A 19950-nucleotide genomic window follows, 5' to 3' on the forward strand; every position below is an offset into this window, starting at 1 on the left:
GTTCTTTACTTGAGGAAACGCATTATTATCCGTTTGGGTTGACGATGGCGGGGATTAGTAGTAAGGCGGCTGGGAAGCTCGATAACAAATACGCGTACAACGGTAAAGAGAAACAGGAGAAGGAGTTTAGCGATGGTAGTGGGTTAGAGTGGTATGATTATGGTGCTAGGATGTATGATGCGCAGATTGGGAGGTGGAATCATATTGACCCTCATGCTGAAAAATATTACTTACTATCACCGTATGTGTATAACGCAAACAATCCAATTTTCTTTACGGATGAAGACGGACGAGATGTTAAGCCTTCCAAAGCATTTTTAGCTTCAGCTTATGGAAAAGTGTATACAAATTTATCTCAGAATAACAAGACATATAGTGGATTGGTTTCTAAGTTTAGCAATTCAAAGGCTCACAATTATACTCTTAATTATGGGAACGATGCGATGGTGGTCCAAGGTGCTTACGCCAATACGAACGGCGGTGGGAAAACAAGAAGTAATCCTGATGGAACAAAAACTATGGTTTCTGTAGAAATGCAAACAGCATTTCGTAAATCTTCATTGTCTTTTACAAAGAGTGCTGAAAGTGAAACTAGAATAGCGGTACAAACTTATACTTTCACTGAAATTGCTACAGTTAACACGTTGCTTCACGAGGCAGTTCATGCAAAGCTTGGTGCAGAAGGGAAAAGTGAATCTGGGGATCATAATCGTTTTAATGAGTATCATGACAAGATGGTAGCAGGGTTGAAGGAATATAATATTGCCAATAATTTAGGTTATTCAGATGCCCAACTTTTGGACTTGTCTTGGACTGGGACCAAAGATTCCAAACAATTTGGCGACTATATCGCTGGACTTGCAAAACAAAATGGGACTACTGTTGAGGAAGAAAAAGCTGCTTGGAGTAAAAGAGTTTTTGCGCTTACTTATAGTGTTACACGAGAAGAAAAAAATAAGTAAAATAGAGAATATGAAACTAAGGTTATTGATTGCTTTCTGCATGTTGTTTACAACTGTGTGTTGTCAGCAAAAGTCATTATTTAAATTTATAGTAGATCGCCCGTCTATCGATACTTTCACAGGTGCTTACTATGGTATGCAGTTTGAATTTTCGTCTGAAAGAGTTTATGTCTCCCAAAATGAATTTTCTGAGAGAGGGTTATTTACACAAGGTGATAAAGATAAATCTGTAATTTTCTTTAAACAGTCAGGTCGGAAGTGGCATATTAAAAATGGTAGAGGAAAATGGCAACTATTTTATCCAGTTATAAACCCGAAATCATCTCCAATAATAAAATTTAACGGTAAAAATTTTCAGATTGAATGGAAACAAGAAGAGAGTTTTGGTGGTAAAAAAGTAGCTGTCTTCAAGTTAAAATTATTGGGATTTATATCGAATCATCAACCTGATTATTATTTTGATTCTATAAAAGGAATTGTAGGTCTTAGAACATCTGAAGTCACTCTTATACGAGAGGACTTTAGATAATCCTATACTTTACAAAGTTAAAAAACCACTCCAAAATGGGGTGGTTTTTTTATGCTCAAAACTCATGTTATGAAAATGAATACAGAACTGCAACACCCACGTTTTTCCTCAATAAAAGCGTTCGAATATTTGGACAGGTGCAAAAGATTGATAGTAAGAAGAGGTAGTTAATGAAAAATGCAATTGTGTATTATGAAAAACCAGTTGCTGGTGGGAGATGTGCTGTATTTATAGACAGCACATACCCGTTTTATTGATATTGATTCTGTTTCTTAGGGCTAAATGTATGTTTTCTTTAGTATGGGTTAAGTCAGGAGTAGTATTATTCAACACTTCCAGTGGTGAAGGTCCCTGAAGAATATGAACGGGTCTGTTATTGTAGTTGAGAACTGCTTGTTCCAGTATTTTTTCTAAGTGTTGGCGATTATGAATGGGTTGTTGATCAAAAAATAGAGAAGCATTTTTAAAAACCCTGCACGGGAATTTATTCCCGTGCAAAAGGTAGGAGCCGACCAGGAACTAAAACAACATATCTTAACCAATTTGCCCGTAACTAAAAATGGATATTTGTATATTTACGTAAGCAACGAAACGCCAAATGTTGATGTGTTCTTTGATAATTTACAGGTGACGCATGTGAGGGGTTCTTTGCTTGAGGAAACGCATTATTATCCATTTGGGTTGACGATGGCGGGGATTAGTAGTAAGGCGGCTGGGAAGTTGGAGAATAAGAATAATAAGTTCCAAGGACAGCCTTTAGATGATGATTTAGGAGTGAATTGGTATGGGTTTAAGTGGAGGAACCATGATCCACAGATTGGAAGGTTCATACAGGTTGATCCACTTAGCGATAAATACGTTTACAACAGTACATATGCTTTTAGTGAGAATAAGGTAACTAACCATATTGAGTTAGAAGGATTAGAAGCTGTTTCACCTAGAAAACTTCAAACAGCCAAAGATGGCTATGGTGATTATATAAATCGCAGTTACAGCGTGAAACTAAACAATTCTAAAATGACAGCTGAACAACTTTATAACAGTATTGGAAACAACTTTGCCAAATATACTGCCGGCGTATCTTATTTTGAAAAGGTAAAAGGACAAGATGGTAAATTAGCCATTGGAGATGAATTTGCAATTACTGGAGGACCTAATTACCATACTACCTCAGTAGATGCAATTAAATCCAAGTTCCCATCCTCAGGTGACCAACTTCTAAATGCTCAAAAAGATTATGTCGATGAAAAAGGCGGGGTCTATCATTGGGGAGATGTTCATACAGGCGTGTCTGTGACAGGAATCAATATTAAACCTAACGAGTCATATTCATTTACTTTCGGTACTTGGGAAGGTCATGTTGAAGCAGGACAAATTTCATTTACTGCAACTCAAGGTAAGGATGGTAATGTGTCATTTAGTATTAATTCAAATTCGAGAAGTTCAAATTTTTTTACAGATAAAGCATACCGATTCTTGGGTGGACAAGAAAATCAAACTCAACATTGGGAAACATTTTTAAAAAATGTAATAAAAATGACGGGTAGTGATGCTACGAGAATCGAAGAAACTACTAAAAAAACAAAGAACAATTAAATGTTAGATGCTATGAAAATTCCCTTAATACTTTTGGTGTTTGTTTTGCTTATATGTTTCTTTATTGGACGATTAGAGACCTATGATGAAATTGTCGTTAAGAATATTAATTCAATTGGTAAATCGGATAGTAGTAATCTTGGTGTTAAACGAATACTTTGGGTGCTATTGATTATTTTTCAAACTTTACTTAGTCATTCGCTTCTCAAATCGTCTAAATCTTATATTGGCACTTACAAGATTCTACTTCTTATAGCGTTTACAGTAGCATTGTTATTTTTATTTAGCTTCGTTTATATTTTTATTATATCACTGAGTTCCTTTTGGATTTAAAAACTGTTAGAATGATTACAACAACCACTCCACAAAACGGGGTGGTTTTTTTATGCTCAAAACTCATGTTATGAAAATGAATACAGAAAACACCCCACGCAATTCTGCGGGGGCAGGCAAATGGAAAAATCTACTACAAGTAACTCATTGAACTGTTGGGAGGTGTAAGGATAGAAGGACTGGACAGAATGAGGGTAACAATGAAAGTAAGTGTGGTAAACAGAAAACACCCACTCTACACTAATGAATTAGCAAATTTAGCTATTAGACACAATTTAGATTTGTACAATGATACACAGGTAGAAAAGTTTGTAAGGCGAGTTGCTGAGAAATTAGAAGTGGGGAGCATTGCACTTACAAAAGCCATTGCTGCAGTGTAACATTCACGATTTCCCTCAATAAAAGCGTTCGTATATTTGGACAAGTGCAAAAGATAGGAGCAGACCAGGAACTAAAACAGCATATTCTAAGTAACCTGCCCATAACTAAAAATGGATATTTGTATATTTACGTAAGCAACGAAACGCCGAATGTTGATGTGCTTGCCAGACGGACCAACCGTTAAGGTTGGGTAGTCTGGTTCTTTGATAATTTACAGGTTACTCATGTGAGGGGGCCATTACTGGAGGAAACGCATTATTATCCGTTCGGGTTAACAATGGCGGGGATTAGTAGTAAAGCAGCAGGTAAACTCGACAACAAGTATGAGTACAACGGCAAAGAGAAACAAGAGAAGGAGTTTAGTGATGGCTCAGGGCTTGAATGGTATGATTATGGTGCAAGGATGTATGATGCACAGATTGGGAGGTGGCATGTGATTGATCCTTTGAGTGAATTAGGAAGAAGATGGAGTCCATTTAACTACGCTCTGAATAACCCAATCAGATTTATAGATCCTGATGGCATGGCTGCTCGAACACCAAGAGAGTTAGGAGGGCATTCTGTTGATGAAGGAGGTGAGGAGAATAAGGCTTTGTTTGGAGATGGGGAGTTTGGAAAACGAACAGACTCTAAAGCAAGACATAAGGAAATTGAACATAACTACATAGGGGCCAATGCCAGTTCAAATTTTCAAGATCCAGAAGGGTTTTGGGAAAAGCTAAGGAAAGGGTTTAATGCATTATTTAGGTTTGGTAAAGATGCACCTAGAAGTCAAGAAGAAGCAGAAGAGATGGAAGTAGCACACCGGATGAAGGATAAGTGGATTGAGAATAATAAAAAAATTGAACAAGTTAATTATACTGTTTCCTTTATAGTACCTATGCCTGGTTTCTTAGGTGGTGCGGCTGGGAAAGGGATAAGTGTTATTGGGCCGAGAGCTACTTATCGAGAAATTGCTAAAAAGATTGGAGCTAAATTTCTTGATGTAACAGACGATACCTGGACTTGGGCTAAGAATGAAAAGTTTTTGGCAGGTATCGTTAAAAGAGGTGATGATGTGATTTTTGCTGGGCAATTCAAGCCGAATTTGCTTGACAAAACATCGGTACTTGCCCAAGAAATAAAATATTTGGAAGCACATGGGTATAAATGGACAGATGATTTTACGAAAATGGTGCTAAAAAAATAATTAGAGTATGGATCAGAAAATTCCTACCGTTAAAGATTCTGATATACGCAGGATTGTTAAAAGAGAATTCCCCAATTTGGAATTTACAGAGGTGGAAGATATTTTAAATGTGTATAAAGAGTCTGAAAGTAAAAGGGGAAGAAATCGAGTGTATGCTGCTGTTTTAAAACTAGCTAATGGAAGTGCTGATTTGCTTGAGAAATATATTGCTAAGGCATGTGTGGATTATAGAGATGTTATTGCTTTATCAGAGTATCCAAATTATTCTAAATATGCTTTTGGTGAAGTTTTATCAGAGTCAAAAAAAGCACAACTAATAAAAGATGATTGGATGCAATATCAAGAATGGTTTTATAAACCTTAAGTGCAACACATGTAAGAACTTTGATATTATTCCAAATCAGGATGTATATCAAATCATCTGGTTTTGGTAATGTATCTGATTATCTGGTTTACACTACAACAAGCACATTTTCTTTTACCTGAATCTAAAAAATCACAACAACCACTCCATTAAACGGGGTGGTTTTTTTATGCTCAAAACACATGTTATGAAAATGAATACAGAAAATACAAATTGTTTTATTTATGAAGCAGATGAATCTGCCACGGCAGACAGGCTTCTCATTGAACTGTTAGGAGGTGTAAGAATAGAAGGGTTGGACAGGATGCGAGTAACCATGAAAGTAAGTGTAGTGAATAGAAAGCATCCACAATACACTAATGCGAATTCACTTTTGGAAAGCTCCGAAGCTTTCCAAAAGTTCAATTTGAGTAAGGTTGAAAATTTATTTAGTTGTCTGGATTAAAATAATTAAGCCACAAATTCACACATTAATCGTTCATAATCTGTGCATCTGTGGCTTAATCATTTCTGCTTCTAGTAGCCATTGTTGTCTGGGGAAATTGGCTTGAAACTTGCAGCTTGCCGCATGAAGCCAACTTCCCCTGACAGCAATGGCTAGCAGCCCTACTTCGCTCCCTTCACATACTTATCCAACCACTGCTGCTGTTCCCATAATAAATGCAACAGGTTTTCTTTACCACGATAGCCATGTGCTTCATAAGGTAAGAACACAAAACGAACAGTTCCACCGTGGCCTTTAATGGCAGCATAGAGGCGTTCGCTGTTGATAGGATAAGTACCTGTATTATCATCACTATCACCATGTACCAACAGGATAGGGGTTTTCATTTTGTCGGCATAACTGAATGGACTCATATCATAATACAACTTAGGAGCCTGCCAGTAAGTGCGCTCTTCATTCTGAAAACCAAATGGGGTGAGGGTACGGTTATAGGCACCACTTCTGGCAATACCTGCTTTAAATAAGTTGGTATGGGCAAGAAGGTGAGCTGTCATGAAAGCACCATAGCTATGTCCGCCTACACCAACACGATTTTTATCGGCAATACCTAATCCGGATAGATGATTGATAGCCGCTTCAGCATTCAGTTTTAGCTGTGCAATAAAATCGTCGTTGGGCTTTTTATCTGCAGCGGTAGCTACAATTGGCATTTCTGCATTGTCTAATACAGCATAACCCTGGGTTACATAGAAAATTGGCGAACCCCAGCTAAGTGTAGTAAAACGGTACTGACTACCACGGATCTGTGCGGCATCGGCTGCACTGTTAAACTCTCTCGGGTATGCCCACATAATCAGCGGCAGCGGACCATCTTTTTCTTTGTTGTAACCTTTGGGCAGGTATAGATCACCGGTAAGGTCTACGCCATCTGCTCTTTTGTATTTTACTTTTTCTTTTTTCACCCCTTCCAGTTGTGGATATGGATTGGTAAAATTAGTAATGGCTTTATCGGCCACACGTAATACTAAGTTCTTGATATAATAATTAGGTACTTCTGTTTGCGATTCTCTTCTGGTTAATAATACCAGTTTATCTGCGTCGATTACATCGTTTACCGTTTCATACACACCTTCCTGACAACGCCAGATGATTTCATTCTTTTTAGTAGCCAGATCGAATTTAGCGAGGAATGGCAGATCTCCTTTTGCTGATGCACCTGTTGTATTGTTCATCAATATTTTGGTGCCATTGTCTGTTGTTTGAATAGTTGGTCTGCCAAATTTATTGCGTGTTAAAACAGGTGAACCAGGGTTGTTATAAGCGTCGGTTTGGTTTCTTTCAATTAATACTTCGAGTGAACCCGTGCTGCTGTTGAACCTGCTAACACGAATGGTTTGTTTAGACCTTAATACTTCCTGAACCAATGCAAGTGTTTCATTGCCCCAGGTAGTTCCTGCATAACGTGTTTTTGTTTTGAACAGTTCTTTTGCTTCTCCGGTGAATGGAGCACTTAATGCATACACCGCATCATGGTACTCAACTTGCTTTTTAATAAGACCACTATCCAAAGGTTTTGCCCAGGTAATGGTAGCTGCTTTATCATCGCGCCAGTCGAAACCCCTTGGTACATTTTGGGTGTTATCGTAACCTGATGGTGTTCCTTCAGAAGAAGGTAATTCTGCTAATACTTTCACCACTTTACCCGTTAGGTCGTTGATGGTAATGGTTGAAGGGAAACCATTGGCAGTTACCAGATAAGAGAATGGCTTACGGATGGTTCTTACCATCATATATTTTTTATCGGGAGATAAACTAAATGTTGATACTATAGCAGGCTTGCCAAGTACGGTTTCCACCCCATTTTTATTTTGAATAAGTTGTCCGGTTGCATAAAATTCAAACAACTGTTCATCATAGGGCGATTTAATCAGATCCTGGTAAGTAGGGCTTGGCGCTGCTTTGCCCAGATTTTGCTGAATGGTTGGGCCCTTCGGCGTAATGGGTTTTTTAGGTGCGTTTGCTCCTGGTTGGGTAGCAGATTTATAGATGATGGTATTATCATCAACCCAGGTATAAGAGGTGCCCAGAACGGTATTCAAAGGCTGTTTATTTATTTTGAATGTTCTTTTTCCTGCTATATCAATCACATATAAATCTACCCTGGTGCCGGTTGTATTGGTAAAAGCGATTTTAGTTTCAGAAGGGTTCCAACTCACATTACCCGCAAGCATATTGGCAGGTAATCCCTGCACCTGAATGCTTTGTCCGGTTTTGATATTCTGCAAGGTGAAATTGTTGATGAAATTTTGTCTGCTGGGTGAAAAGTTATTGGGATTTATCCGCAGGCCAGCCACGCGTAATTCAGGCTGTCCCAATTCTTCCACCGTAGGATAACTATTGCGTTCACTCAATAACATCCACTCGGCTTTACCGTCAATACTAACTGATGGGGTTGGTTTTGCCAATAATAGTTCCATCACTTCTTTAACTGGTGTTCGATAGGTATTGTCATCCTGCGCAAACAATGCAGTCGTGCAAAGCAGTAGACAACTTAGGAGCCATTTTTTCATGATTGGTTGATTTATGAATTGTTGATTTGGATATTTTTTTTAGTCCGAGAGTCCGGGGTCGGAAAGTCCGGGAGACAGAGAAATTATTTTTAATTTTTTAGCCATGTAAACCATCTTTCGGACTTCCCGACTCCCGGACTTTCGGTCTTTCTGTTTTCACAGTCCGAAAGTCCGAAGTCCGAAAGTCCGGGAGACAGAGAAATTATTTTTAATTACCTAGTCAAGTAAACCATCTTTCGGACTTCCGGACTTCCTGACTTTCGGACTCCTCACTGATACACCCTCACATAATCGACTAACATCCGCTGCGGAAAGATGCTTTCATCCACCCCTTTTTGTCCACCCCATGATCCGCCAACTGCAATATTAAGCAGGAGGTGGAAGGGTTTATCGAATGGCCAGGCATCATTTCCGGTGTGTTCGTTTTTATAAGTGAAATAAGGTTTGTTGTCTACAAATACGGTGATGGTTTCGGCATCCCATTCAAGTTTGTACACATGAAAGCTATCACTGCAATCAGGAACTGAAACGGTGGCTGTTTTTTGGGTGCCGATACTGTGAAAATATTTTTTGGTATGTGCGGATGCATGAATGGTGCCCTGATTATAACCTACATGTTCCATGATATCAATTTCACCATCATCGGGCCAGGTTATTTTTGGAGTGGTGCCCAGCATCCAGATGGCAGGCCAGGTGCCCAGGCCTTTGGGTAATTTGGCACGTACTTCTATTCGTCCATATTTCCAATCGCCCTTGCCCTTGGTAACCAAACGGGCGGATGTGTAGTTATTGTCGCCCATTTTTTCTTTATGCGCTTCTATGATCAAGAAGCCGTTTTCCACCCGGGCATTGCGTAATTGTTTTGATGTATAATATTGTAATTCATTGTTACCCCAGCCATGTCCACCTACATCGTAGTTCCATTTAGTAGAATCGGGTAATCCATTAACCGAAAATTCATCCTGCCAGACCAATTTTCCCTTCTGGCCAAATGATAAACAGGAGCTTAGTAAAAAAAACAGTAACAGGCTTGTTTTTAGCATGTAGTACAGGTTTGGGAGAGGGGAAGTTAGTTAATCCTATTTAGTTCTGCACCTCAAATGGATGGCCGGGTGAAAAAAATTTGCCGATAATGGTGGCAGCATGTATTTTTGCATCCTCATGAAACAATTTGTACATATCCACCATCATCATTACTTACCCAGAGGGTAGGCTGTTGGTGTTATGTATTGATCATAAACATTAAAGGGCTTACCGACAGGTAGGCCCTTTTTACTTTAAATACAGTAATATGAAACTAAAACTGGCAATCCAGAAAAGTGGTCGTTTACACGATGATTCCATTCGTTTGTTGAAGGAATGTGGCATCGATATCAGTAATGGGGTGAACAAACTCAAAGCGGAAGCTTCTAACTTCCCGCTGGAAGTATATTTCCTGCGTGATGATGATATCCCACAATATGTAGAAGATGGCGTTGCCGATATTGGATTTGTAGGTGAGAATGTAGTGTATGAAAAAAAGAAAAAAGTTACGGTAGTTGAAAAGCTGGGATTCGGCAAATGCAGGTTAAGCATGGCTATTCGCAAGGGAGAGAAATATACGGATGCTTCTTTCCTGGAAGGAAAAAGAATTGCCACCAGCTATCCGGTTATTGTAGATGCTTTTCTGAAAGAAAAAGGAGTGAATGCCGAAATACATGAAATCAGCGGTAGTGTTGAAATTGCGCCTGGTATAGGTTTGGCAGATGCTATCTGCGACCTGGTAAGCAGCGGTTCCACACTCTTCATGAATGGCTTACAGGAAACAGAAACCATTCTTCAATCACAGGCTGTGCTGATTCGTAATAATGAACTCGATGCAGCGAAAGTGCAACTGATAGACAGACTATTGTTCCGTATTCAATCGGTTAAGAAAGCGAAGAACAATAAATATATCCTGCTCAATGCACCCAATGATAAACTGAAAGAGATTATCGGCCTGTTGCCGGGGATGAAAAGTCCAACAGTGTTACCCCTTGCCGATCCCGGATGGAGCAGTGTGCACAGTGTTCTCAATGAAAATGATTTCTGGGATATTATTGAACAACTGAAAGCGGCCGGCGCACAAGGAATATTAGTTGTACCTATTGAAAAAATGATCGTTTAAGAAAAGCTTATGAAACGTATTGAATTTCCATCGCGATCTCAATGGCCGGCATTACTGCAAAGACCGGTGATAGACACTGCAACTTTGCAGCAGCAGGTGAAAGGTGTTATGGATGTAGTTAAACAGGATGGCGATAAAGCAGTGCTTCAGTTTACCCGTCAGTTCGATGGTGTACAACTTGATTCGCTCGAAATGAGTGAAGATGCCATTGCAACTGCTATTCAGCTCGTGCCCGATGACCTGAAACGTGCTATTAAACAGGCTGCACATAATATCCGTGTTTTCCATGAACAGCAAAAAGCCCCTGTGGAAGTGGTGGAAACCATGAAGGGAGTTCGTTGCTGGAGAAAATCAGTAGGTATTGAAAAAGTAGGCTTATATATTCCTGGAGGAACTGCTCCGCTTTTCTCCACCATACTCATGTTAGGTATACCTGCACAGATTGCAGGCTGTAAAGAAATTATTCTTTGTTCTCCTCCTGATAAAAATGGGAAATTAAATCCGGCGATTGTATATGCTGCTAACCTGGTGGGGATCACCCGCATTTTCACCATCGGTGGTGTACAGGCAATTGCAGCCATGGCCTTTGGTACCGAAAGTGTACCACAAGTATATAAAATATTTGGTCCCGGTAACCAGTATGTTACCTGTGCCAAACAATTGGTACAACAAAATGGTATTGCCATCGATATGCCTGCGGGCCCAAGTGAAGTATGTGTATTGGCCGATGATACTGCCAACCCTGCATTTGTGGCGGCTGATTTGTTGAGTCAGGCAGAACATGGTACAGACAGCCAGGTGTTACTGGTATGTACCGATGCAGCATTACTTGATGCGGTTAATGCAGAACTGGATAAGCAACTGGCATTGCTTCCAAGAAAAGATATAGCAATCAAAGCACTTGCAAACAGTACGTCCATTCTCTTGCGTGATATCAATGAAGCCATTGATCTGGTGAACGATTATGCAGCAGAACACCTCATCATTTCCTGTAAGGAAGATGAATGGATCGCCGATAAAATCATCAATGCCGGATCTGTTTTTCTGGGAAACTATTCTCCGGAAAGCGTAGGTGATTATGCCAGTGGCACTAACCATACCCTTCCCACCAATGGTTTTGCCAAAGCATATAGCGGCGTGAGTGTAGATGCGTTTGTTAAAAAAATAACCTACCAGAAACTCAGCAAAGAAGGTTTGAATGCAATTGCGAATACAGTAGTAACCATGGCCGCCGCAGAAGGATTAGACGCGCATAAAAATGCCGTACTTATCAGACAATCGATTTAAAATTTATAAGTCAGTTATATATGTTTAACCTTGACAATCTTATACGAGCCAATATAAAAGCACTAAAACCCTATTCGTCGGCAAGAGATGAATTTAGTGGTGAAGCAAAAGTTTTTCTCGACGCCAATGAAAACAGCCTGGGATCGCCACTCACCAAATGGTATAACCGTTATCCCGACCCGCACCAGCAGGCAGTTAAACAGCAGCTTTCAAAAATAAAAGGCATCGCCCCGGAACATATTTTTTTAGGTAATGGCAGTGATGAATGTATCGATATACTTTTCCGTTGTTTCTGCGAGCCGGGTAAGGATAATATTATTATTTGTCCGCCGACTTATGGCATGTATGAAGTGAGTGCCAATATCAATGATGTTGAAATAAGGAAAGCTCCGCTGTTACCCGATTTTCAACTTGATCTTGTTCATCTGGAGAACCTCATAGATACAAATACCAAAATCATCTGGCTATGTTCGCCCAATAATCCAACCGGTAATTCACTCAGCAGAACGGATATCGAAATGGTGCTGAACAACTTCAATGGCATTGTAGTGGTGGATGAGGCCTATATCAATTTTGCACAACAAAAATCTTTTGTGCAGGAATTGGTTGAATACCCCAACCTGGTAGTATTGCAGACTTTGAGTAAAGCCTGGGGACTAGCCGGCTTAAGACTGGGTATGGCATTTGCATCACAGTCAATCATTGAATTGATGAATAAGGTAAAGCCTCCATATAATATCAATCAGGCCACACAGGAACTGGTTTTGAAAGCACTGGAAGAAGTAGGGCAGGTGAATGATATGATTAAAATATTGGTAGATATGCGTGGTGCTTTGGCAGAAGTATTTGAATCGATGCCTACGGTAGAGAAAGTATATCCATCCGATGCCAATTTCATCCTGGTAAAAATCAAAGATGCCAGAAAGATTTATGATTTTCTCCTTACTAAGGGGATCGTGCTCAGGGATAGAAGTAATGTGGCACTTTGTGAAGATTGCTTGCGCATTACCATTGGTTCAGAAAAAGAAAATACTGTATTGGTAGATGCCATGCAGGATTGGTATAGTGTAGAAAGAAACTAAACAAATCTGTCTATTCATTTGTAATTTCATTCCAAATTCAACATAATATGAAAAAAGGGCTTTTACTTTCGTTGACCATTATTTGTATTTCTATACAATTATTTGCGGCTAACGACACCACCAATGTGGCAACCAGGATTAGTGTAGTAGCAGCAGATAATGCCGGACTAACCATGCCTTCCGGTTTTACAGCTTCTGTTGTAGCAGAAAATATGGGTAGGGCAAGACATATCGTTGCAACAGCACAGGGTGGCTTGTATGTGAAACTGGAGAGATTAAAAGATGGTAAGGGTATATTTTATTTAAAAGATACCAATGGTGACGGAACCATGGAAACAGTAAAAAGTTTTGGTAATTATTATGGTACCGGTATCGCTATAAAAAATGGATACCTCTACGCATCTTCTGATCAGGATGTATATCGGTATAAATTGGATGCCAATGGTGAAGTAATTGATGCAGAAAACCCGCAGCGTATTGTAAAGGGTTTGTGGGATAAACGTCAGCACGCGTCTAAATCACTCGCACTCGATGATGCAGGAAATATCTACGTAAATATTGGCGCGCCTTCTAATTCTTGTCAGGAGGTAGACAGAACAAAGGGCTCAAAAGGAATGACCCCTTGTCCGATACTGGATTCAGCAGGAGGTATCTGGCAGTTTAAAGTTGATGTTACCGATCAGGGATACCATAATGGGGTTCGCTATGCAACCGGATTGAGAAATGTTGTTGGACTCGATTGGAACCAGCAGGAAAACAAATTATATGTTACCATGCATGGTCGTGATATGCTGTATACACTTTATCCTGAAATGTACGATTCTACTGCAAGTGCAGAACTGCCATCAGAAACCATGTATGCCATTAATAAAGGAGATAATGCCGGCTGGCCTTATGTTTACTATGATCATCTGCAGCAGAAAAAAATACTTTCCCCTGAATATGGTGGTGATGGAAAGAAAACAGGAGGTGAAAATGCGATTGATCCATTGGTTGGATTTCCCGGACATATGGCACCGAATGCATTGTTGTTTTATACAGGTAATCAGTTTCCTGAGAAATACAAAAACGGAGCTTTTATCGCTTTTCATGGTTCATGGAATCGCTCGCCTTTACCACAGGAAGGTTATTATGTAGCTTTTGTTCCTTTTAAAAATGGTAAACCAAGTGGTAAATGGGAAGTGTTTGCCAATGGATTTGCGGGTGCCGCGGTAGTAAAAAATACCAGGGATGCACAACACAGACCATGTGGTTTAACTATGGGGCCAGATGGTTCATTGTATGTTTCAGATGATGCAAAGGGCACCATCTATAAAATCAGTTACCAAGCTAAATAAATCAACCATCCATGAAATTTGTATTCGGACTATTGGTACTAATGTTTGGAGCCAGTGCTTTTATGCCAGCATCTAAACATAGCAGTATCCAGCAACCTGCACTTAAAGCATCAATCGAACGTGGTAAAACGATTTATTTGCAACGTTGTATGGCATGTCACCAGACAGATGGTGGTGGTGTTCCAAGAATGAATCCACCTTTGGACGGCTCAACGAAAGTGAAGGGGAATGATAAATTGTACCTTGTTCGTGTGGTAATAAAAGGAATGACAGATCGTGTTGAAATTGATGGTGAATACTACGATAATAATATGTCTGCCAACCCCGATTTAACCGATGCGCAAATAGCAGATGTACTCACTTATATCAGAAATAGCTGGGGCAATAAAGCTTCACAGGTAACAAATGCAGAAGTAAAATCAGCCCGTACAAAAATCAAGTAATTGACATGAGACCAGTATTATTCATAGATCGTGATGGGGTTGTATTGCAGGAGCCACCCAGTGACTTTCAAATTGACCGGATTGAAAAAACAAGTTTTGTGAAAGGAAGCATCACGGCTTTGGCACAAATAGCGGCTTCCTTCGATTATTATAAAGTAATGGTTACTAATCAGGACGGGTTAGGTACTGATAGTTATCCCGAAACAGATTTTCATCCCTACCACGATCTGATGATCAGAACACTGGAAGGAGAGGGTTTTGTATTTGATGAGATGATCATCGACCGAACATTTGCTGCAGATAACCAACCAACCCGTAAACCTGGTACTGGCTTACTGCAACATTTTTTTGACCAGACTAAGTTTAACCTTGCTAATTCTTTTGTTATTGGCGACAGATGGAGTGATATACAACTAGCTAAGAACTTGGGTTGTAAAGCAATCTACCTGAAATCGCCTTTGCATGAACTTACGGCTGAACAGGAAACTGAACTCCGTTCCGTAATTGCATTGGAAACAAGTGATTGGAAAGAGATTTACAGCTTCCTTAAACTTGGCTTACGTACCGTTACGCATGAAAGGAATACCAATGAAACGAAAATAAGTGTATCGCTAAACCTGGATGGATCAGGTAAAGCGCATATCCATACTGGCATAGGTTTCTTTGACCACATGCTTGATCAAATTGCCAGACATGGCCAGATTGATCTCACAATTGAAACAAAAGGCGATCTACATATTGATGAACACCATACCATTGAAGATACCGGTATTGCATTAGGAGAAGCTTTTGCCAAAGCCTTGATTGATAAAAGAGGAATGGAACGTTATGGCTTTGCATTACCAATGGACGAAGCAGATGCAAAAGTGCTCATTGATTTTGGTGGCAGGAACTGGATGGTATGGAATGCTGAATTTAAAAGAGAGAAGATTGGAGAAATGCCAACTGAAATGTTTTTTCATTTCTTCAAGTCATTCAGCGATGCAGCGAAATGTAACCTGAATATTGAATGCAAAGGAGAAAACGAACACCATAAAATTGAAGCTATCTTCAAAGCCTTTGCCAAAGCGATCCGTATGGCCGTTCGCCGTGATCCTTTCTCGAATCATTTGCCTTCTACGAAAGGAATGTTGTAAGGTGTTGGGGGCGAGGTGTTAGGTGATAGGTGATAGGTGTTAGGGATTAGATACTAGGTGCTAGGTTTTGATTCACAGGACTGTCTCCCTCTTACACCGGAGGTGGGTGATTGGGGACGGTGTGACCGGCTTCAGAACAGTGCGCCGCGACGTCCACATGCTATTACCTTCGGTAAGAGCGTGAGACGATGCGGAGAATTAAACAAATAACGCTGCGAAATCTCTGCTACCTCTTGTTCTCAGCGGTGAATAAAATCATATAATCACCGCTGAGAACAAGAGTAAACGAAGGTTTCGCAGAGTGAAATTATTTTCCTTTTCCAGAGAGAATAATACGCAAAGTATGTATCATTATTTTGAAGTCGAGGAGTAGTGATGCATTCTCGATGTAAATGAGATCATATTTCATTCTTTGAATCATTTCATCAATATTACTGGCATACCCAAACTGAACCATGCCCCAGGAAGTTAATCCAGGCTTCATTTTCAGGAGATATCTATAATATGGAGTTTTGTTTAGTATCTGATCGATATATACTTTTCTTTCAGGTCTGGGTCCAATCAGGCTCATATCGCCAGTGAGTATGTTCCAAAGTTGTGGCAATTCATCTAATCGCCATTTACGCATGACTTTACCCCAGGGTGTAATACGTTTATCATGATCACTGGATAAAGCTGGACCTTCTTTTTCTGCATCGGCAATCATACTCCTGAATTTGTAAATGGTAAATGGACGGCCATTATAACCAATTCTCTCCTGTGCATAAATGACAGGGCCATTTGAAGAAAATCTGGTGCGAATAGCAATGAATAACAGTAAAGGGGACAGTAAAACCAGACCAGAAACCGCAATAAGTATGTCAGTAATGCGTTTGATATTTTGTTGCCATGCACTGAGCGGATTGGTTCGCAGGTCTATTAATGATGCTGTGAAAATATTGTTTGTTTTTACAGATCCAGAGACAATATCAAGTGTATCTGCAACCAGCTTTATGTCTACTTCTTTCTCCGTGAGGGTATATACCAATTCATCTATGAGTGCATGGTCTTTTTTCTCCAGTGCAAGAATTACTTTTTCTACCTGGTATTGATGGATGATTTGTGTGAGTGACGCTGTATCGCCAAGTCTTGGGATCCATTTGGTGAGTCCATTACCTGTTTTTTGATCATGCGTAACAAAACCGATTACCTGCATACCCAGGTAACGAAAATTTTTCACCACTTCATGATACACTTTTACTGCTTCTTTGTTATTACCGATGATCAGGGTGTTGAAACGAATATGTCCATTTAAAATGGATCGTTTAATGAGTAATAACACAATGCTTCTGTCGATTGCGAATAACAGAAAATGTATGGTAAAGAAAATAAAGAAGATGGAAAACAGGTCAGGATCTCTCCAGAAAAACAAGCCGCAGATCAGTATACTGCCAATCGCTGATTGCATAAAGGTTTCGGTGATTTCATTCAGCCTTGATTTTTCATACAAAGATTTCTGGTAGGTGCCGGATAATCCAAAGACCACCAGCCAACCAAAGGCAATACCGATACAGGCCGGCAGATCTATTTGATTTTGTGTAAAGCCAAATTTTGGTAGCAGGTAATAAAAACTACCAATGGTTCCGGCAATGGCAAAAAGGAAGTCGGAGAGAATATACCAACTGATCTGTTTCTTTTTGCCCTGCATGTATTTACACCAGTATACTGGTATTGTTGATTTTATCTAATATCTGGTGCGCTACTTCCATTGCCAGGAAGCCATCTATTTCGCTTACCACGGTAGGCTTATTGTTTAAAATGGCATCAACAAAAGATTCCAGCTCCAGTTTAATGGCATTGGCCTGAGGCACAATGGGGTTAGCAATGGCGATTGTTTTTTTCCCGTTTTGGGTATCTATATCAAATGAAAATACGTTTTGGTCGTCGGGTTGTTTGAGTTTGATGATCTCGGTTTTTTTCTCAAGAAAATCTATTCCGATATAGGCATCTTTCTGGAATAGTCGCATTTTGCGCATTTTCTTCATACTGATACGGCTGCTGGTAAGGTTTGCCACGCATCCATTGTTGAATTCAATACGCACGTTGGCGATATCCGGCGTTTCTGTCATAACAGCAACCCCACTCGCAGAAATATGTTTTACATCGCTTTTAACCAGACTTAAAATGATATCGATATCATGAATCATAAGGTCCAGGATAACGCTCACTTCCGTTCCTCTTGGATTAAACTGCGCGAGTCTGTGCACTTCAATGAACATGGGATTCAGGTTCATTTCCTGAATGGCAAGATAGGCGGGGTTAAAACGTTCTACATGTCCAACCTGCATTTTTACATTAGCCTCACGAACCATATTAACCAGGTCCCTGCCTTCCTGAATGGTATGGGCAAGCGGCTTTTCCACGAAAACATGTTTCCCCTTGCGGATGGCCATCATACAAATATCGAAATGATGGTCGGTTGGGGTAATTACATCAATAATATCACAGGCTTCAATCAGTTTTTCTTCATCTGAAAATCTTTTTAGTCCATATTCTTCAACGGCAATCTTTGCATTATCGTTATTCGGGTCGAAAAATCCGATCAGTTTAACGTCTTTAATCTCTTTCCAGTTATTCAGGTGAAATTTACCCAGGTGACCAACGCCAAATACGCCTACTTTGAGCATAGCAATTCTTCTGTTTATGGGGGTAAAGATAGCCATTAGCCGTACCCGAATGCCCGTAAATTGAAGGATGTGGATATTCTGTTTGGGGAGTAGGGTGAGGGGTTAGGAGTGAGGTGTTAGGTGTTAGGGGTTAGGTATTAGCTGTTAGCCATTAGCCATTAGCTTTTAGGCACTAACTAACACTAACACCTAAAACCTAACACCTAACCCCTAATCCCTGAATTCTTGCTTAATATTGTACCTATGCAAGTGGTATACCTTGTTTTACTCTTTTTGATTGCATATCCTTATGTGGTATACCCCCTCATTTCCTTTATGGTAAGTCGTTTTAGGAAGATAAAAACGCTTCCCTTTTATTACCCTGAAATAACCATTGTAATTGCTGCTTATAACGAGATTGAGTATATAGCGCAAAAGATAGAAAATACCCTTGCATTGGATTATCCGCCAGAGCTGCTCAAAGTTTTGGTCGTTACAGATGGCTCTACCGATGGTACGGAGCAAATGATTTTTTCTGATCAAAGAATTCAGTCGATGCATTTAGCAGAACGAAAAGGTAAAGCTGCTGCATTGAACCGTGCATTCTCACAAATTAAAAAGGGTGTGGTTATATGTACTGATGCTAATACAATGCTTAACAAGACTGCTATCAAAGAACTCGTAAAACATTTTCAAGATCCGGGAATTGGCGCAGTAGCTGGTGAAAAAAGACTGGAGGATAATAGTAAAGGTGCAGTTGCAGAAAATTATTATTGGAAATATGAATCACAACTCAGACAATGGGATTCATTGATATATGCAGTACCAGGCGCAGCAGGAGAATTATTTGCCATACAAAGAGATTGCTTTACCCCTATTTCCGAGGATACTGTTTGTGATGATTTATTAATCACCATGCAGGTACTTGAGCAGGGTAAAAGGGTGATATATGAACCCCTTGCCTATGGCGTTGAAAAAGCATCAGCAGATATTGCAGGTGAATGGAAAAGAAAATGCCGTATTGCCGCTGGAAATATGCAGTTTATGCTGCGGTTTAATATGATTCGCTTTATGCTGCAATATCCTTTAGCAGCTTTCCAATTGTTTAGCAGGAAAATTGTCAGATGGTTAATTGTACCCTATTGTATACTGGCATTATTTATAGTGGGTATTATTTTAGGGATAGCTGAACCAACAGGTATTTTGCTTGGATTGGTTTATGTACAAACAATCTTTTTTACCTGGGCCTTATTGGGGTTACTGCTGCTTAAACATAGGAGATTGCCCGGTACAGTTTTCTTTGCCTTTTATTTTATGATGGCCAATATCGCTATGATTGTTGGTGGACTTCGATACCTGAAAGGGGATTCATTTGTTTTGTGGGAGAAGGTGAGGCGTTAAAGGGACATGTATCCAGTAAGAGCCTTAGTATATAAAGATACGAATATTATAACGATCACAAACATTCATAAATATTTATTAATCAATATTTTAGATAGTATAAA

General features: G+C 39.7%; 17 protein-coding genes. 13 read left to right on the forward strand and 4 right to left on the reverse strand.

Features of this window, described 5'->3' with window-relative positions:
• From ACH30E_RS15920 to ACH30E_RS15945, 6 genes are all read left to right on the forward strand, one after another.
• A partial coding sequence (locus tag ACH30E_RS15920; RefSeq protein ID WP_490825617.1) for an RHS repeat-associated core domain-containing protein occupies positions 1-962 on the forward strand: 962 nt, incomplete at its 5' end.
• Between the two features lie 10 nt (positions 963-972).
• Positions 973-1491, forward strand: coding sequence for a hypothetical protein (locus tag ACH30E_RS15925; protein ID WP_490825618.1), 519 nt, complete (start codon positions 973-975; stop codon positions 1489-1491).
• A gap of 492 nt (positions 1492-1983) precedes the next feature.
• The gene (locus tag ACH30E_RS15930; RefSeq protein WP_490825619.1) at positions 1984-3087 is read left to right on the forward strand and encodes an RHS repeat domain-containing protein; all 1104 of its coding nucleotides are present in this window, start codon (positions 1984-1986) and stop codon (positions 3085-3087) included.
• Between the two features lie 940 nt (positions 3088-4027).
• On the forward strand, positions 4028-4990 hold the full coding sequence (locus ACH30E_RS15935; protein WP_490825620.1) for an RHS repeat domain-containing protein: 963 nt from the start codon (positions 4028-4030) through the stop codon (positions 4988-4990).
• A 7-nt stretch (positions 4991-4997) separates the two neighbouring features.
• The gene (locus ACH30E_RS15940; protein ID WP_490825621.1) at positions 4998-5354 is read left to right on the forward strand and encodes a hypothetical protein; all 357 of its coding nucleotides are present in this window, start codon (positions 4998-5000) and stop codon (positions 5352-5354) included.
• Positions 5355-5541: 187 nt separating this feature from the next.
• Positions 5542-5799: a hypothetical protein gene (locus ACH30E_RS15945; RefSeq protein WP_490825622.1), complete on the forward strand. Its 258-nt coding sequence runs from the start codon at positions 5542-5544 to the stop codon at positions 5797-5799.
• A gap of 161 nt (positions 5800-5960) precedes the next feature.
• Here ACH30E_RS15945 and ACH30E_RS15950 read toward each other — a convergent pair whose 3' ends face one another.
• Together ACH30E_RS15950 and ACH30E_RS15955 are read right to left on the reverse strand one after the other, a co-directional pair.
• A complete protein-coding gene (locus ACH30E_RS15950) occupies positions 5961-8369 on the reverse strand; it encodes a S9 family peptidase (protein WP_490825623.1) in 2409 nt (802 codons plus the stop codon).
• A 269-nt stretch (positions 8370-8638) separates the two neighbouring features.
• A complete protein-coding gene (locus ACH30E_RS15955) occupies positions 8639-9412 on the reverse strand; it encodes a glycoside hydrolase family 16 protein (RefSeq protein ID WP_490825624.1) in 774 nt (257 codons plus the stop codon).
• A gap of 248 nt (positions 9413-9660) precedes the next feature.
• On the opposite strand from ACH30E_RS15955, the gene hisG reads away from it, so the two are divergent.
• From hisG to hisB, 6 genes are read left to right on the forward strand one after another with little or no spacing between them, the layout of a single operon-like run.
• The gene (hisG, locus tag ACH30E_RS15960; RefSeq protein ID WP_490825625.1) at positions 9661-10515 is read left to right on the forward strand and encodes an ATP phosphoribosyltransferase; all 855 of its coding nucleotides are present in this window, start codon (positions 9661-9663) and stop codon (positions 10513-10515) included.
• Between the two features lie 9 nt (positions 10516-10524).
• Positions 10525-11802 carry a histidinol dehydrogenase gene (gene hisD / locus ACH30E_RS15965; protein WP_490825626.1) on the forward strand — a complete coding sequence of 426 codons (1278 nt, stop codon included), beginning with the start codon at positions 10525-10527 and terminating at the stop codon, positions 11800-11802.
• Between the two features lie 20 nt (positions 11803-11822).
• A complete protein-coding gene (gene hisC / locus ACH30E_RS15970; RefSeq protein WP_490825627.1) occupies positions 11823-12884 on the forward strand; it encodes a histidinol-phosphate transaminase in 1062 nt (353 codons plus the stop codon).
• A 47-nt stretch (positions 12885-12931) separates the two neighbouring features.
• Positions 12932-14221, forward strand: a complete 1290-nt coding sequence (locus ACH30E_RS15975) for a PQQ-dependent sugar dehydrogenase (protein WP_490825628.1) — start codon at positions 12932-12934, stop codon at positions 14219-14221.
• 11 nt (positions 14222-14232) lie between these two features.
• Positions 14233-14664: a c-type cytochrome gene (locus ACH30E_RS15980; RefSeq protein WP_294994821.1), complete on the forward strand. Its 432-nt coding sequence runs from the start codon at positions 14233-14235 to the stop codon at positions 14662-14664.
• 5 nt (positions 14665-14669) lie between these two features.
• Complete coding sequence (gene hisB / locus ACH30E_RS15985) at positions 14670-15800, forward strand: bifunctional histidinol-phosphatase/imidazoleglycerol-phosphate dehydratase HisB (protein ID WP_294994819.1); 1131 nt, start codon at positions 14670-14672, stop codon at positions 15798-15800.
• Positions 15801-16107: 307 nt separating this feature from the next.
• On the opposite strand, the gene ACH30E_RS15990 is transcribed toward hisB, so the two are convergent.
• Together ACH30E_RS15990 and ACH30E_RS15995 are read right to left on the reverse strand one after the other, a co-directional pair.
• A complete protein-coding gene (locus ACH30E_RS15990) occupies positions 16108-17487 on the reverse strand; it encodes a sugar transferase (RefSeq protein ID WP_490825629.1) in 1380 nt (459 codons plus the stop codon).
• Positions 17488-17491: 4 nt separating this feature from the next.
• On the reverse strand, positions 17492-18466 hold the full coding sequence (locus ACH30E_RS15995; RefSeq protein ID WP_294994813.1) for a Gfo/Idh/MocA family protein: 975 nt from the start codon (positions 18464-18466) through the stop codon (positions 17492-17494).
• Between the two features lie 243 nt (positions 18467-18709).
• On the opposite strand from ACH30E_RS15995, the gene ACH30E_RS16000 reads away from it, so the two are divergent.
• The gene (locus tag ACH30E_RS16000; RefSeq protein WP_490825630.1) at positions 18710-19846 is read left to right on the forward strand and encodes a glycosyltransferase family 2 protein; all 1137 of its coding nucleotides are present in this window, start codon (positions 18710-18712) and stop codon (positions 19844-19846) included.
• Positions 19847-19950: the final 104 nt, after the last annotated feature.

It is taken from the genome of Sediminibacterium sp. FW305-C-61, from assembly GCF_058231065.1.